A 14,728-nucleotide genomic window follows, 5' to 3' on the forward strand; every position below is an offset into this window, starting at 1 on the left:
CCTCTCATTTCAAGGTTTTTCTCCCCATGAACAAAGCACATCGCAGCCTCTGGAACTCGTCGCTGGGGGCCTGGGTGGCCGCACCTGAAACCGCGCGTGCCTCGGGCAAGTCGGGCGCGGGCTCGAAGGTGCGTGCGGCTGTCCTGGCCGCGGGTCTGACCGTGGCCGGCGCTGCCGCACTGGCTGCCGGGGGCGCTGGTGGGGCGGGCGACTTTGACAGCGGTGGCGCGGGCGGCGATGTGGGACAGGCCGGTGTTTCTACGGACCATGTCGCAGGCGGGGCGGCCGGTGCGTCGCCGGGCGCCAACGGAGCCGACGGTGTGCCCAACTCTCAACCAACCGCGGGCAGCGGAGGGGGCGGCGGCGCGTCCGGTACCTTGCAGTCGCCGACCGGCGGCAATGGCGGCAATGCCGGCGAAACAAGAGCCGGCGGGAACGCGAGCTATGGCGGCGGCGGTGGCGGCGCGGGTGGCCATGGGGCCGTGGCATCCACCGATGTTGTCAACGCAGTGGCCGTTCGAGGCGGGAATGGCGGCAATGGCAGCGCCGGGTTCCGTGGCTATAACGTTGGCGGGGCGGGAGGGGGCGGCAGTGGCGGCGACGGGGGGCTCGGGCTTGTTGTCGACACGGCCGTGGCGACGATCACGAATGCCCAGGGCGGCAGCGTGTCTGGCGGCAATGGCGGCAATGGAGGAGCGGGCGACGGTGTTGCCCTCGCCGGGGGGGCTGTCGGTAATGGCGGCAGTGGTGGCCGAGGTGGGGTGGGCCTCTCGCTCTCAGGAGCCGGGCTTTCACTTGTCAACGCCGGCAGCATCACCGGTGGCAACGGCGGCACAGGGGGCAGCAGCACGGACGCTGCAGCAGGCGCTGCGGGCACGGGTGGAGAAGGCATCGTCGCCAGCGGTGCCTCGCGCATCGTCAGCAGCGGCACCATCTCGGGCGGGCTCTCTGGCGATGGCGTCACCCGCGCGAACGCCATCAGCTTCAGCGGCGGCAACGCTTCACTCACGCTGCAGACGGGGTCGGTGCTGAACGGCCAAGTGGTTGCCCTCGGTAGCGGCAACACCCTGAATCTCCAGGGCAGCGGCAGCGAAGACGATGCGATGTCGGGCTTCTCGAGCGTCCATGCCCACAGCGGCAGCCAGTGGACGCTGACGGGCGCGTTCCTGCCCACGGGCGACCTCACGGTCACCGTCGACGGCACCGGCCCAATGCCTGCGCATCTGGCCATGAACGGCGTCATTTCCGGCGCCGGCAGTCTCACGGCCGACGGCGGCGGCACGCTGGCGCTGGGCGGTCCCAACACGTACGCCGGCGGAACCACGATCAAGACAGGCACCACGCTGCAGATCGGCACGGCTGGCGCGCTCGGCGCCGGTACGGTCACGCTCGACGGCGGCAAGCTGACCGCCACCTCGAGTCTCCACCTGACCAACCGCCTGGACTTCGCCGGCGGTCAGCGAAGCACAGTGGCTGCCGCCAGTGGCCAGGCGTTCGGTATCGGCGGTGCCCTGAACCTGGGCGCCGGGGCGACTGTCGTCTTTGGCAGCGCCGCCGAAAACGGCACCATCCGTCTGAGCGGCGGCGGCGGAGGCAGCCTCTTTTCGGATGCCGCGATCGTCGTGGCCGGCGGCACGCTGCAGGCGGTAGACGCCGGTTTCCTCAATTTCCTCTTGTCCAACGTGGCTTCCACCACGGTGGACACAGGCGCCACGCTCGACCTGAACGGCGCCAGCGCCACCCTGCGCAACCTGCAGGGCGCCGGAACGCTGAACACCCGAACCGGAAACGGCCCGACCCAGACCACGACGGTAGAGTCCGGCACGTTCTCGGGTGCAATCATTGGCGAGGGCCAACTCGCGAAGACGACGGCGGGCACCCTGACCCTGACCGGCGCCAACACCTACAGCGGCGGTACGACCATCCAAGCGGGCACGCTGCGCTTCGGCGCCGCATCGGCCCTGTCGCAGAACACGGCGTACACCCTGCTTGGCGGCGTGCTCGACCTGGGCAGCTTCAACCTGCGTGCCTCGAGCCTGTCGGGCACCGCAGGCACCGTTCAGCTGGGCAGCGCGACCCTGACCGTCGGGTCGGCCAACGCCAGCACCACCTTCGCAGGCAGCATCGACGGCACGGGCTCGCTGGTCAAGGAAGGCTCGGGCACCTTGACGCTCTCGGGCTCGAACACCTACACCGGCGGCACGACGGTCAGCGCGGGCACCTTGCAGATCGGCAGCGGCGGCACCACCGGCAGCATCGACGGCAACGTCACCAACCATGCGGCGCTGGTCTTCAACCGATCGAACGATGCGGCCTTCGCAGGCCACATCACCGGCAGCGGCAGTGTGACGAAGACCGGCGCGGGCACGCTGGTCTACACAGGCAACGCCACCTACACCGGTGGCACGACCCTCAACGGCGGCACCCTGGAGATCCGCGACAGCGGCAGCATCCTCGGCAGCATTGCCAACAACGCCGCGCTGGTGTTCAACCGCAGCGCCGACACCACCTTCGCCGGCAACATCAGCGGCTCCGGCAGCCTTCTGCAGAAAGGCGCGCGCAAGCTGACCCTGACCGGCGACAACACCTTCACGGGCACCACCACCGTCGTGGCCGGCAACATCCTGCAGATCGGCGCGGGTGGCACCACCGGCAGCATCGCAGGGAACATCGCCAACGACGGCGACCTGGTCTTCGACCGCGCGGACAGCCTGAGCTACGCAGGCGTCATCAGCGGCTCCGGCACCCTGTCCAAGAACGGCGTGGGCGTGCTGGAACTGACGGGCGCCAGCACCTACAGCGGCGCGACCGAGGTCAACGCCGGCACGCTGCGCGTGAACAACAGCACCGGCAGCGCCACGGGCACGAGCACGGTGCAGGTCAAGAACGGCGCCACGCTCAGCGGCGGCGGCAGCATCGCGGGCCAGGTCACCATCGCCAACGGCGCGACGCTCGCACCGGGCAGCAACCTCGGCACGCTGACCACCGGCATGCTGCGCTTCGACCCGGGCGCCTTCCTGAGCTACGAGCTGGGCCAGGCCGGCACGGCGGGCGGTCCGCTCAACGACCTCGTCAAGGTCAACGGCGGCCTCGTGCTCGACGGCACGCTCAACGTGGCGCAATCGGCCGGCGGCACCTTCGGGCCCGGCCTGTACCGCCTGATCAGCTACTCCGGCTCGCTGATCGACAACGGCTTGAATATCGGCATAGTGCCCGCGGGCACGGCGGTCGGCGACCTGCACGTGCAGTCGTCGGTGCTGGGCGAGATCAACCTGATCAACAGCAAGGGCGTGTCGCTCGGCTTCTGGGACGGCGCGGGCGGCGATGCTTCCACCTACAACGACGGCACGATCAGCGGCGGCTCCGGCACCTGGCGCATCGGCAACTCCACCCTCAACGACCCGTCCGACAGTTGGACCGGCGCCAACGGCAAGACCAACACCGGCTGGCAGCAGAACCAGTTCGCGCTGTTCGGCGGCGCGGCCGGCACGGTCCGGGTGGACAACACGGGCGGCGCGATCAGCATCGATGGCGCGCAGTTCTCCACCAGCGGCTATGTCGTCAACGGCGACGCACTGACGCTGGGCAATGCCAACACCGTCATCAAGGTCGGCGACGGCACGGCCTCGGGGGCGCAGATGCAGGCCACCATCGCGTCGGTGCTGACCGGCGCGGGCGGCCTCACGAAGGACGACCTGGGCACGCTGATCCTGAAGGGCGCCAACACCTACACCGGCGGAACGCTCGTGCGCGCCGGCACGCTGCAGGGCGATACCACCAGCCTGCGCGGCCCCATCGTCAACGACGCCCGGGTGGCCTTCGACCAGGTGGCCAGCGGCAGCTTCGCGGGCACGATGAGCGGCGCGGGCAGCCTGCGCAAGATCGGCGGCGGCGAGCTGCTGCTCACCGCGGCCAACAGCTACAAGGGTGGTACGCAGGTCGACGGCGGCACGTTGAATGTGGGCGCGACAGGCGCGGTGGGTACCGGTCCGGTGGGCGTGAGCAGTGGCGCGGCCTTGATCTTCAGCGGCAGTGCGGATGCGGAAAGCCTAAAGATCACGGCAGGCGCCGCCCAGTCGGGCAACGGCGGCTTCGTCCAGTTCCAGGACAACGCCTCGGCCGGCCACGCGACCTTGACCGCGCATGCCGGCGGCTCGATCGACTTCCGTGGCAACGCGACGGCCGGCAATGCCACCATCGAGAACCGCGGTGGCGAGGTCATGGTCTGGTTCAACGCCAAGGCAGGCAAGACCCACATCACCAACTTCGCTGGTGGCACGACCTACCTCTGGGGCGACGCTTCCGCCGAGCAGGCGACCATCGTCAATGAGCGCGATGGCGTGCTGGACATTCGCGACAACGCAACGGCCGCCCAGGCGAGCGTGGTGAACAAGGCCGGTGGCACGGTCTTCCTGTCCAAGCTCGGCACACCCGGCATCACCATCGGTTCGCTCGAAGGCGCCGGCCGCGTGCTGCTCGGCGCCAAGGCGCTGACAACGGGCGCTCTCAACACCGACACGGAAATCTCGGGCGTGATTTCCGGCATCGGCGGCTCGCTCATCAAGGTCGGCACGGGCGCGCTCACGTTGTCGGGCGAGAACACCCACACCGGTGGCACGGCACTGCGCCAGGGCCGCCTGAACGTGGGCCACAGCCAGGCATTGGGCACCGGCACACTGTCGATGGACGACGACACCACGCTGGGCTTCAGCGCGAACGGCCTCACGATCGCCAACACCATCAAGCTGACGGGCAACAACGACCCGGTCATCGACACCGGTGCGTTCAGCGGCACGCTGAGCGGTGCGATCAGCGGCGGCGGCTTCATCACCAAGCAGGGCACGGGCACGCTGACGCTGTCGGGCGCCAACACCTACACCGGTGCGACGAACGTGGCGCAGGGCACGTTGAAGGCCGGTGCAGCGAACACGCTGAGCGCTGCTTCAGCCCACAGCGTGGCCACAGGTGCCACGCTCGACCTGGCGGGCTTCAACCAGACCGTCGCGTCATTGGCCAACAGCGGCACTGTGTCGCTGGCCGGCGCGACCGCAGGTACGACGCTGACCGTCAAGGGCGCCTACGTTGGCAACAACGGCGTGCTCAAGCTGAGCACGACGCTTAACGGCACCGGTCCCTCCGACCGCCTCGTGCTCGACGGCCCCACCGCGATTGCCAGCGGCAAGACCACGGTGCAGATCAGCAACCTCGGTGGCCTGGGCGCACTCACGAGCGGCAACGGCATCGAGGTCATCACCGCGCAGAACGGCGCGACCACCACCGCGCAGACCACGAAGGACGCCTTCTCGCTGGCCGGTGGCCATGTCGACGCAGGCGCCTACGAGTACCGCCTGCATGCCGCCGATGCGAAGGGCGCGGGCGAGAGCTGGTACCTGCGCTCCACCACCGACGCAGTGTCGCCGGGTCAACCGGTGGGCCTGCCCGTCGTCACCTACCGCCCGGAAGCGGCGCTGTACGCCGCGTTGCCGGGCCAGCTGCGCCAGGGCAACCTCGCGATGCTGGGCGATGTGCGCAAGCGCGTGGGCGACGAAGATGTGAAGGGAACCACAAGCACTCAGACCGGCTCCGACCGCCGCGCCTGGGCCCGCGTGCTCTCCACCGACATCGACATCCAGCAGGGCGGCACCGTCTCGCCCACCAGCAAGGGCCGCCTCACCGGCTTCCAGGCGGGCACCGACCTGCTCGCCACGCCGAACTGGCGCGCCGGCCTGTACGTCGGCCAGCTCGACGGCGATGCCCGCGTGAGCGGCTTTGCCAGCGGCATCCGCCACCTCGCGGTGGGCCGCAACGACCTGCGCAGCCAGTACGTCGGCGTGTACGGCACCTACACCGCCGACAGCGGCTTCTACGCCGATGCGGTGGTGCAGTCGGGCCGCCACCGCTACACGGTCGAGCCCATGCTCGGCGCCGGCGTGGGCGGCAAGGGCCACAGCCTGCTGGGCTCCATCGAAGTGGGGAAGGCCTTCGCGATCGGCGGCAGCGGCTGGCGCATCGAGCCGCAGCTGCAGCTGATCCACCACCACATGGACCTGGGCAACTCGGCCATCATCGGTGCCATCGCGCAACCCCAAGCCGACAGCGGCTGGATCGCCCGCGCAGGCGTGCGGGTCAAGGGCCAGATCGACACCGGTGTGGGCGTGCTGCAGCCCTACGGCCGCGTCAACGTCTACAAGACCTCGAGCGGCACCGACATCGCGCGCTTCGTGAATGGCGCGACCACGACCGACATCGCCGCGCCGACCGGCGGCACCAGCACCGAACTCGCAGGCGGCTTCACGCTGGCGCTGAGCCAGGCGACCAGCCTGTACGGCGAAGTCGGCAAGCTGTGGTCCTCGGGCGGCGATGCCAAGGTGAAGAGCTCGGTCAACGGATCGCTCGGCGTGCGGGTCAAGTGGTAGACGGGTAGCTTCAAGCCTCGGGGTCCGAGTCCGGCTCCGGATTGGGTCGCCTTCGATACGACCCCGGCGCCCCGCCGGTCCAGGTCTTGAACGCGCGCTGGAACGCCGCGCTGTCCGAAAAGCCCAGCTCCTCGGCCAGAGCCGCCAGCGGCACGGTGCTGGTGTTCAAGCGCACGATGGCCACGTCGCGCCGCAGCTGGTCCTTGAGCGACTGGAACGAGGTGCCCTCGGTGGCCAGGTGGCGCTGCAGCGTGCTCACCGACATGTGCAGGCTGCGCGCGGCCGTGGCCAGGTCGACCCAGGCAGGGCGGTGCTGCTGCAGCACGGTGCGCACACGCGCGCTCACGGCCAGCTCGCCCAGCGGCGGCAGGATCACGTGGGCCGGCGCGGCGGCCAGGAAGTCGCTCATGGCCCGCGCGTCGCGGTGGATCGGCGTGGCCAGCGCACTCGCGTCGAACCACACGGCCGACAGCGGCTGGCCGAACTGCAGCGGCGCGGGGAACACCTTGGTGTAGCGCGCCGCGTAGGGCGGCTGCTCGAAGCCGAAGTCGAAGCGGCGCGCCGTCAGTCGGCCGCCGTGCAGCCAGGCAAAGAGCCGCCAGTACACGCGCAGCATCAGCTCGTGCAAGAAATTCAGCGGCGTGCGCGGCAGCTGCTGCACCCGCAGGCCGAAGCCCGCGAGCGGGCCCTCGCGCAGCAGCACCATCTCGAGGTCGTCCTGCAGCAGGCTGAAGGCCCGGGCCACGCGCCGCAGCGCCACCTCGAGCGTGGGCGCGCCCAACGTGGCGCGCGTCATGAGCGCGAAGCTGCCGCAGCGCAGGCGGCGCGACAGGAAGCACAGGGCCTCGTCGTCCAGCCGCTCCATCAGCAGCGCGAACAGCGCCACGTACTGCTCGGCCGTGACGCGCGCGCCCGGTGCGTCGAGCAGGGCGGGGGCGATGCCGGCGTCCTGCAGCGCGGTGTCGATGCAGACGGGGGCGTCGTCGCCGCGCGCGCGCACGCCCGAGAGCATGCCCTGGACGAACACGATCGGGATGGTGACGGGCGGTTGCAGCATGCGTGAGCGGATCAGACCCGGTGGCGGCGCGGGTGTCGATTGAGGTTTTCTGCCATGCGGGCGATGCGATGCGCAATCGCCGTGGCACGGCGCGGTTTCTACCATGCGCCTACACAAGAACCGAACGGAGACAACCGCCATGTACCTGACCCAGTCGCTGCACCGCAGCGTGCAGCAGCACCCCGACCGGATCGCCGTGCGCGCCGCCGGCCGCACCCTGAGCTTTCGCGCCTATGCCGAGCGGGTCGCGCGCCTGGCGGGCGCCCTGCAGGGGCTCGGCATGCAGGCGGGCGACCGCGTCGCCATGCTGGCGCTCAATTCGGCGCGCTACCTCGAATACCAGATGGCCGTGCCCTGGGGCGGCGGTGTGCTCAACCCCTGCAACATCCGCTGGTCGGCGGCCGAAATCCTGTACTCGCTGGACGACTCGGGCTCCACACTGCTGCTGGTGGACGACACCTTCCGCCCGGTGGTCGAGCAGATGCGCGGGCAGGCGACCAGCCTGCGCGAGGTGATCTATTGCGGCGACGGCCCGACGCCGCCCGGCATGCTCGGCTACGAGGCGCTGCTGGAGGCCGCCTCGCCCGTGCCCGACGCCGGCCGTTGCGACGACGACCTGGCCGGCATCTTCTACACCGGCGGCACCACGGGTTTTCCCAAGGGCGTGATGCTGAGCCACACCAACATGGGCAGTTCGGGGCTGGCCCTGCACGCCGAGGGCCTGGCCTCGCCCGAGGGCTGCTACCTGCATGCCGCGCCGATGTTCCACCTGGCCGACATGGGCCTGGCCGCACCGCACTGGCTGGAGGGCAACACGCACGCGATCATTCCGGCGTTCAGCCCCGAGGCGGTGCTGAACGCCATCGAGCAAGACCGCGTCACGCACGCGCTGCTGGTGCCCACCATGATCCAGATGCTGGTCGACCATCCGGCGATGCGCGAGCCGCGCGACCTCGGCAGCCTGAAGTGCATCACCTACGGCGCCTCGCCGATCTCGGAGGCGGTGCTGACCCGCGCGATGGCCGCCTTTCCGGGCGTGGACTTCGTGCAGGCCTACGGCATGACCGAGCTGTCGCCGCTGGCCACCGTCAACCCGGCGCGCAACCACACGGCCGAAGGCCAGCGCCGGGGCAAGCTGCGCTCGGCCGGCCGCGCCAGCTACTGCACCGAGGTGCGCATCGTCGACGCCGAAGGCCTCGAGGTGCCGCGTGGCACGGTGGGCGAGGTCGCGGTGCGCGGCCCCAACGTGATGCAGGGCTACTGGAACCAGCCCGCGCAAACGGCCGCGGCTGTGCGCGGCGGCTGGATGCACACGGGCGACGGCGCGTACATGGACGACGACGGCTACATCTTCGTGGTCGACCGCCTGAAGGACATGATCATCAGCGGCGGCGAGAACATCTATTCGGCCGAGGTCGAGAACGCCATCAACCAGCATCCGGCCGTGGCGGCCTGCGCGGTCATCGGCATTCCCAGCGAGGAGTGGGGCGAGGCCGTGCATGCGGTGCTCGTGCTCAAGCCGGGCCAGCAGCTGGCGGCCGACGCACTCATCGCGCATTGCAAGGCGCTGATCGCGAACTACAAATGCCCGCGCAGCGTGGCGGTGGTCGAGGCGCTGCCGCTGTCGGGTGCGGGCAAGGTGCTCAAGACCCGCCTGCGCGAACCGTTTTGGCAAGGGCGCCAACGAAGCGTAGCCTGACGGTTTTCGAACTCTCTCTTACTTTCCATTCATTCATTTCAGGAGCCCCTCATGAGCCAGGATGTCTACGTCGTCGGTGTCGGCATGATCCCCTTCACCAAGCCGGGCGCGAACCAGCCCTACCCGCAGATGGCCGCGCACGCGACCAACGCCGCCTTGAAAGACGCCGGCATCGGCTACGAGCTGGTGCAGCAGGCTTACGTCGGCTACGTGTACGGCGACTCCACCGCCGGCCAGCGCGCGCTCTATGAAGTGGGCATGACCGGCATCCCGGTCGTCAACGTCAACAACAACTGCTCCACCGGCTCGACCGCGCTGTTCCTGGCGCGCCAGGCCGTGGCCAGCGGCGCGGCCGACTGCGTGCTGGCACTGGGCTTCGAGCACATGAGCCCCGGCGCGCTGGGTGCGGTGTTCAACGACCGCCCGAGCCCGTTCGATCACTTCGAGTCGATCACCGACGAGCTGGTCGGCAACGAGCAGGTGCCGCTGGCGCTGCGCTACTTCGGCGGCGCCGGCCTGGCGCACATGCAGCAGTACGGCACGCAGATGTCGACCTTCGCGAAGATCCGCGCCAAGGCCAGCCGCCATGCGTCGAACAACCCGGTGGCGCTGTTTCGCACCGTCGTCACCGAAGACGAGGTGATGGCCGCGCCCGTGATGTGGCCCGGCGTGATGACGCGGCTCATGGCCTGCCCGCCGACCTGCGGCGCGGCCGCGGCCATCGTCTGCTCGCCGCGCTTTGCCGAACGCCACGGGCTGGACCGCAGCGTGCGCATCAAGGCCCAGGCCATGACCACCGACCGCGCCATCACCTTCGAGGCGCGCGACATGCGCGAGGTGGTGGGCTTCAGCATGGCGCAGGAAGCCGCGCAGAAGGTGTACGACGCGGCCGGTGTCGGCCCGCAGGACATCGACGTGGTCGAGCTGCACGACTGCTTTGCGCACAACGAGCTCATCAGCTACGAAGCGCTGGGCCTGTGCCCCGTCGGCGGCGCGGAGAAGTTCGTGGTCGATGGCGACAACACCTACGGCGGCAAGGTCGTCACGAATCCGTCGGGCGGTCTGCTGTCGAAGGGCCACCCGCTCGGTGCGACGGGGCTCGCGCAATGCACGGAGCTGGTTCAGCAATTCCGCGGCACGGCCGACAAGCGCCAGGTCGAAGGCGCGCGGATGGCGCTGCAGCACAACCTCGGGTTGGGCGGCGCCTGCGTGGTCACGCTGTACGAACGCGTCTGAGGGCAGCGCAGATGATCGACAAGAAATGGATCGGCCATGAGTTGCCCGCGTCGGTGCTGCCCATCGAGCGCAGCCGGCTGCAGTTCTTCGCCAAGGCCATCGGCGAGACCGACCCGGTCTACACCGATGCCGCCGCCGCGCGCGACGCCGGCTACCCCGACCTGCCCGCACCGCCGACCTTCCTGTTCGCCGCCGAGCTGGACTCGGGCGCGTCGGACCAGTTGCTCACCGACCTGCAGATTCCGTTGTCGAAGCTGCTGCACGGCGAGCAGAGCTTCAGCTACCACCGCCCCGCCTGCGTGGGCGACACGGTGACGGTGCGCTCTACCATCAGCGACATCTACGACAAGAAGAACGGCGCGCTCGAATTCGTCGTCAAGACCTCGCGCGCCACCAACCAGCGCGACGAACTCGTGGCCGAGCTGCGCACGGTGATCGTCTGCCGCCACTGAAGAAAGAACGAGCGATGACCCTCCGCTACGACACCGTCCAGGTCGGCGACGAACTTCCCGCGCTGCAACTCCCGCCGGTGAACCGCACCACGCTCGCGCTCTTCGCGGGCGCCTCGGGCGACCACAACCCGATCCACATCGACACCGACTTCGCGCGCAAGGCCGGCATGCCCGACGTGTTCGCGCAAGGCATGCTGGGCATGGCCTGGCTAGGCCGGCTGCTCACGCAGTGGGTGCCGCAGGCGCAGCTGCGCCGCTTCGACGTGCGCTTCCAGGGCATCACGCACCTGAGCCATGCGGTGCGCTGCACCGGCCGCGTGGTCGAGAAGCTGGAGCTGGGCGGCGAGCGCTGCGTGCGCGTGGAAGTGCTCAGCGCCAACCAGCACGGCCAGACGCGCATCGCGGGCGAGGCGCTGGTGGCGCTGCGCTGACCCCTTGAACGAACGAAAGAAAGAAGAGAGAAGAGACATGACACCCAAACTCGAAGGCAAGGTCGCCCTCATCACCGGCTCGGGCCGCGGCATCGGCCGCGCGATCGCGCTCAAGCTGGCCAGCGAAGGCGCGCGCGTCGTCGTCAACGACCTCGACGCCGCACCGGCCGAGGAGACCGTGCAGGCCATCCGCGCCGCCGGCGGGCAGGCCGTGGCCTGCGTCGGAAGCGTGTCGGCGCCGGACTTCGCCGAGCGCTTCGTCGGCACGGCGGTGAACGAATTCAAGGGCCTGGACATCATCGTCAACAACGCCGGCTACACCTGGGACAGCGTGGTGCAGAAGATGACCGACGAGCAGTGGTACGCCATGATCGACGTGCACCTGACGGCGCCGTTTCGCATCCTGCGCGCCGCGCAGCCCGTGATCCGCGCGCTGGCGAAAACCGAGGGCGAAGCGGGCCGGCGCGTGGTGCGCAAGGTGGTCAACATCTCGTCGGTGGCCGGGCTCTTCGGCAATGCGGGGCAGGCCAACTACGCGACCGCCAAGGCCGGCATCGTGGGCATGACGCAGACGCTGGCCAAGGAGTGGGGCCGCATGAACGTCACGGTGAACTGCGTGGCCTTCGGCTTCATCCAGACGCGGCTCACGGCCAGCACGGCCGAGGCCACCACCGCGAACATCGAGGGGCGCGAGATCAAGGTCGGCGTCAACCCCGGCCTGCTGGCGATGATGGAACAGTCGATTCCGCTGGGCCGCGGCGGCACGCCCGAAGAGGCGGCCGGCGCGGTGTACCTGCTGTGCGCGCCCGAGTCGGACTACGTGAGCGGCCAGACGCTCATGTGCACCGGTGGGCTGACGGGGATCTGAGATGCAGTTCGAAGAAGGCATTGCCTGGGGCGTGCAGGACGGCATCGGCCGCATCGTGCTGAAGCGGCCCGAACGCGCCAACTCGGTGTCGCTGGCGAGCAGCCATGCGCTGGCGCGCGCCATCGACGAGGTGCTCGAAGCGGCGCCGCGCGCCATCCTGCTGACGGGCGAGGGCCGCGTGTTCTGCGCGGGCGGCGACATCGACAGCTTCGTGGCGGCCGGCGACAAGCTGCCCGAGCTGGTCGACGCCATCCTCGACCGGCTGCATCCCGCGCTGCTGCGGCTGGCCCAGAACCCGGCGCCGCTGGTGGTGGCGGTGAACGGCACGGTCGGCGGCGCAGGCGTGGGGCTGGCGCTGTGCGGCGACTTCGTGCTCGCCACCGAGTCGATGAAGCTGCGCACGGGCTACGCGGCCATCGGGCTGTCGCCGGACGCGGGGAGTTCGTATTTCCTGTCGCGCCGCATCGGGCCGGTGTGCGCGCAGCAGTGGCTGATGCTGAGCGACGCGATCGACAGCGCGCGCTGCCTGGCGGCGGGTGCGGTCGATGCGCTGTACCCGGACGCCGAACTGGCGGCGGCCGCCGAAGCGCTGGTGAAGCGGCTGGCGAACGGTGCCACCGCATCGTTCGCGGGCATCAAGGCGCTGTGCGGTGGTGCCACCGCGCGCCCGATCGAAGAACACTTCGAGATGGAACACCGCCTGCTGCGCCGACGCGCGGGCAGCGCGGATGGGCGCGAAGGCGTGAAGGCCTTCACCGAGAAGCGCGCGCCGCGCTTCTCGGGCCGCTGAGCGCGGCGGGCTGCTGCAGGCTCAGCTCTTCTTCTTGAAGAGCTTCGTGAGGCCCCACAGCGCCGCGCCGCCCGCCACCACGGCGACCTTGGCAAACTTGGCCAGGAAGGCGAGGGCGACCGCGAACAGGCCCAGCTTCTTCGCAGCCGCGCCGGCCACCAGCGCGGCCAGGCCGTAGGCGGCGACCTTGTCGGTGGACGCGTTGAAGTCCGCGTACTTCTTGCCGTCGTCGTACTGCAGCGCGCCGAGCAGTTGGGTGGCGTCGGGCTTGTACTTCTCGAGGTCGTTCGCGTTGGTGATGAGGTTCAGGCTCAGGTAGCCCTCGCGGCCCAGTGCGTAGGTGTTGTAGTTGACGCCGGGGTTGCCGCCGTCGCTGCCCTTCTTCTTCGACAGGGCCGACCACACCAGCCGGTGCGTCGCGGCGTCGTACTGCGGCTTCTGCGCCCAGCCCGTGACCTCGATGCCCGGGATGCCGCGCTTGGCGCGTTCCTCGTTCGCGGCCTCGGTGCCTTCCTTCAGGCTCGTGAGCAGTTCGTCGGCGTTCCAGTCCTTGGCGTCGTCGTCCTTGATGTAGCCCTCTTTCACGAACTTCACGACCGCCATCCAGTCGCCGTCGTCGGCGGGGAAGATGGCGCCGATGAAGGTGTCGTCGGTGCGGTTGCCCATGCTGCGCATGAGCTGCGCGGCGGCGGGTGTGGGCACCCAGACGTAGCCCGCGGGCAGCTTCAGGTGGGCCTGGTCGCGCAGCGTGATGTCGGCGGGGCCGGCTTTCTGCACGGCCTTGGCGGCCTTGAAGGCGGCTTCCTGCTCGGCTTCGAGCGAGCTCGCAGCAGAGGTTGTGGAAGCGGTGGTGGGGGATGCGGCGTTGCTGAGGTGGGTGGCCGTCAGGGCGCACGCGAACAGCAAGCCGGCCGTCAGGCGGGCAGTATGAATACGCAAGTTCTCTCTCCTCGGTTGTTGTCGTTTCTGGTGAGACGCGAGGAGTTTATCGGCGCGCAAAGCCGCGCCGGCCGTGGGTTTCAGGGCCAGGGCGTGGGCGGCGGAATTTCGCAGACCGGCTCGACGTCGATGCTCTTGAAGTCGGCCGGTGAGACGATTTCCAGGTACTCCATGTCGGGCGAGTAGTCGAAGAGAAAGTGGCGGATGCCGGGGCGCTGGTGCACCACGTCGCCGGCTTCGACGCGCGTCTCCTTGTCCTCGTACATGAAGCGCGCCCAGCCCTTGAGCATGATGACGATCTGGAAGTCCGCCTCGTGGCGGTGCCAGCCGGTGCCCGCTTCCGGTGCCATGTTGGCCTTGACCAGGTGCGCGATCACCTTGCCGTGCGTGGCGGCCGCAATGCCGAGGTCGCGGTACAGGAAGAAGTCTCGCAACCCGCCCGAGACGTAGTCGGTGTCACCGGGCTTGACGTGGGAGAACTGGGTGGCGGTTCGGTCCAGCATGGGCGCTCCTTCGCGGGGGATGATGCTGCGATGCAGCATGCATAAACCGTTCCTGCGCACGGCCCATTGCTTGACGGCCCGCAGGGCCCTCAAGATACTCAACCGCATGGTTCACTCAGATGCCCTGGACGCCGTGTTTGCGGCCCTGTCCGACCCGACCCGCCGCAGCGTGCTCGAAGCGCTGGGCGAGGGCGGCCTCAGCGTGACCGAGCTCGCCGAGCCGCACGGCATGTCGCTGACCGGCTTCATGAAGCACCTGCGCGTGCTCGAAGGCGCCGGCCTCATCTCGCGCACGAAGGCGGGCCGCGTCGTGCGCTGCGAGCTGTCGCCGGGCCCG

Annotated in this window: 10 protein-coding genes and 1 pseudogene; 8 read left to right on the top strand and 3 right to left on the bottom strand. The window is 69.5% G+C overall.

Going from position 1 to position 14,728, the window contains the following annotated elements:
- Positions 1-26 precede the first annotated feature (26 nt).
- Positions 27-6,416 (top strand): autotransporter-associated beta strand repeat-containing protein, encoded by a 6,390-nt coding sequence (locus tag AC1RGU_RS06355; protein ID WP_492695464.1) that lies wholly within the window; start codon positions 27-29, stop codon positions 6,414-6,416.
- A 10-nt stretch (positions 6,417-6,426) separates the two neighbouring features.
- Here the strand turns inward: AC1RGU_RS06355 and AC1RGU_RS06360 are convergent, their stop codons facing one another.
- Positions 6,427-7,473, bottom strand: a complete 1,047-nt coding sequence (locus tag AC1RGU_RS06360; RefSeq protein WP_492695466.1) for an AraC family transcriptional regulator — start codon at positions 7,471-7,473, stop codon at positions 6,427-6,429.
- Between the two features lie 139 nt (positions 7,474-7,612).
- On the opposite strand from AC1RGU_RS06360, the gene AC1RGU_RS06365 reads away from it, so the two are divergent.
- Genes AC1RGU_RS06365 through AC1RGU_RS06390 form a run of 6 tightly spaced genes read left to right on the top strand, consistent with a single transcriptional unit; the run spans position 7,613 to position 12,949 of the window.
- On the top strand, positions 7,613-9,172 hold the full coding sequence (locus AC1RGU_RS06365; protein ID WP_492695468.1) for a long-chain-fatty-acid--CoA ligase: 1,560 nt from the start codon (positions 7,613-7,615) through the stop codon (positions 9,170-9,172).
- A gap of 51 nt (positions 9,173-9,223) precedes the next feature.
- Positions 9,224-10,408: a lipid-transfer protein gene (locus tag AC1RGU_RS06370; protein ID WP_492695470.1), complete on the top strand. Its 1,185-nt coding sequence runs from the start codon at positions 9,224-9,226 to the stop codon at positions 10,406-10,408.
- 11 nt (positions 10,409-10,419) lie between these two features.
- The gene (locus tag AC1RGU_RS06375; RefSeq protein WP_070059441.1) at positions 10,420-10,860 is read left to right on the top strand and encodes a MaoC family dehydratase N-terminal domain-containing protein; all 441 of its coding nucleotides are present in this window, start codon (positions 10,420-10,422) and stop codon (positions 10,858-10,860) included.
- A gap of 14 nt (positions 10,861-10,874) precedes the next feature.
- Positions 10,875-11,291, top strand: coding sequence for a MaoC family dehydratase (locus tag AC1RGU_RS06380; protein ID WP_492695473.1), 417 nt, complete (start codon positions 10,875-10,877; stop codon positions 11,289-11,291).
- 37 nt (positions 11,292-11,328) lie between these two features.
- Positions 11,329-12,159 (top strand): SDR family NAD(P)-dependent oxidoreductase, encoded by an 831-nt coding sequence (locus AC1RGU_RS06385; protein ID WP_492695474.1) that lies wholly within the window; start codon positions 11,329-11,331, stop codon positions 12,157-12,159.
- A gap of 1 nt (position 12,160) precedes the next feature.
- Complete coding sequence (locus tag AC1RGU_RS06390; RefSeq protein ID WP_492695476.1) at positions 12,161-12,949, top strand: enoyl-CoA hydratase/isomerase family protein; 789 nt, start codon at positions 12,161-12,163, stop codon at positions 12,947-12,949.
- 21 nt (positions 12,950-12,970) lie between these two features.
- On the opposite strand, the gene AC1RGU_RS06395 is transcribed toward AC1RGU_RS06390, so the two are convergent.
- Together AC1RGU_RS06395 and AC1RGU_RS06400 are read right to left on the bottom strand one after the other, a co-directional pair.
- Positions 12,971-13,888, bottom strand: a complete 918-nt coding sequence (locus AC1RGU_RS06395; RefSeq protein WP_492695478.1) for a DUF2167 domain-containing protein — start codon at positions 13,886-13,888, stop codon at positions 12,971-12,973.
- A gap of 80 nt (positions 13,889-13,968) precedes the next feature.
- Positions 13,969-14,391, bottom strand: a complete 423-nt coding sequence (locus tag AC1RGU_RS06400; protein ID WP_095744821.1) for a cupin domain-containing protein — start codon at positions 14,389-14,391, stop codon at positions 13,969-13,971.
- 106 nt (positions 14,392-14,497) lie between these two features.
- On the opposite strand from AC1RGU_RS06400, the pseudogene AC1RGU_RS06405 reads away from it, so the two are divergent.
- A pseudogene (locus AC1RGU_RS06405) lies at positions 14,498-14,677 on the top strand (ArsR/SmtB family transcription factor); the annotation flags it as partial.
- Positions 14,678-14,728 lie beyond the last annotated feature (51 nt).

It is taken from the genome of Variovorax sp. GW823-FHT02B07 (genome assembly GCF_058797695.1).